This window comes from Variovorax sp. P1_H12_2, assembly GCF_056405335.1.
In genome coordinates this window covers 1-1,221 of record NZ_JBFUCI010000760.1, presented here as the reverse complement: position 1 = coordinate 1,221, position 1,221 = coordinate 1, and the positions used below count along the sequence as shown (strand labels likewise).

Below are 1,221 nucleotides of genomic sequence, written 5' to 3'. Positions count from 1 at the left end.
GCCGCGCTGTCGCATCTTTGAGCTCGGCGGGTCAGCAGGCGGCGGCTTTCGTCAGCCAGCATGTAGCGGTCACGTCGGCGTTCTTGAATTTCGTGGTCGTGCGATCTCCGTTCTGGTTGATCTTGTAGACGTGGCCGACGGCGCTGGCTGCATTGCCTGTGGCGGTGATCACGTAGCCCTGCTGGGCATCGACGGTTTTGCAGCCGTAGCCGAAGTACTTTGCATTGCCGGGAGTGAAGCCGTTCCAGCCATCGGCGGTGGAATCGGCAGCGCACTTGTCGACGGTGCCGTAGTTCCGGTTGTCCTGGTAATACTGTTCCATCCTGGCCCGGTATTCCGACAGCTGCGCGAACGCTTCCGGGATCTGCCCCCGCCGCACATAGTCGTTGTACGCAGGCAAGGCCACCGCGGCCAGGATCCCGATGATCGCGACGACGATCATCACTTCGATGAGCGTGAACCCCGCCGAACGGCGACGAGGATGGGAGACGTTTCGCACTGTGATGACCTCAGCCCGCATGTTTTATAAAGGTCACAAATTGTCACGGGCGTGTTTCTTTTCGAATTGCCGCCCGTCTGCGCATGGCGTCCTTTCGTCGCCCCCGAACGGCTACCCTGTGAACGGTTTCACGTATGGGATCAATCTTTAGTTTTCGTTTTGAGGCTTCGAGCGAAAGGGCATCCGCTTTGCGGACCGTCGCCCGGGCAGCGCTGTTCGCGTTCCCGTTCCTGTTCCCTTTCGCGGTCGGCCCCTCGGTGAACGTGCTGCAGCAGCTGGTCGCGTGGGCCTGCGTCGCCCTGTCGCTGGCGCTCGGTCCCCGTGCGCTGCCGTCGGGGGCGGTGCTCGGCTGGCTGACCGTGACGGCCCTGGCGGTTCTGGCCGGTCAGGGGCAAGCCCCGGCCTTCGACGGATCGGCCGTTCTTGCCGTGGCGGCGGTCGGCCTGGCCGGCTGCGTGGGCGCGGGCATGGCGCATGCACGGTCGCCGGCGCCATGGGCCTGGGCCCTGCTCACCGCCGGGCTGATCAATGCCTTGCTGGGTTTGCTCCAGTACTACGGCCTCGCCCAGCCCCTGGTCCCCTGGACCAGCGCCCCCGAACTCGGCCAGGCCTACGGCAACCTGCGCCAGCGCAACCAGTTCGCGACGCTGATCAGCATGGCGCTCGTCTCGGCGCTGTGGCTGCATGCGGCCGGCGGCCGCCGCGTGCGCGCGGCGCTGGTG

At 65.8% G+C, this 1,221-nt stretch carries 2 protein-coding genes; one reads left to right on the top strand and one right to left on the bottom strand.

All coding sequences use genetic code 11. From position 1 onward, the window contains the following. Positions 1-31: 31 nt before the first annotated feature. Positions 32-520, bottom strand: a complete 489-nt coding sequence (locus AC1D2K_RS34940) for a type IV pilin protein (protein ID WP_478095037.1) — start codon at positions 518-520, stop codon at positions 32-34. Between the two features lie 167 nt (positions 521-687). On the opposite strand from AC1D2K_RS34940, the gene AC1D2K_RS34935 reads away from it, so the two are divergent. Next, positions 688-1,221: pilin glycosylation ligase domain-containing protein (locus AC1D2K_RS34935; protein ID WP_478095035.1), on the top strand; the 534-nt coding region annotated here is incomplete at its 3' end.

What these genes read in the sequence shown, in the direction of transcription:
- AC1D2K_RS34940 (WP_478095037.1), bottom strand. Translation starts at nt 520, where the DNA reads ATGCGGGCTGAGGTCATCACAGTGCGAAACGTCTCCCATCCTCGTCGC.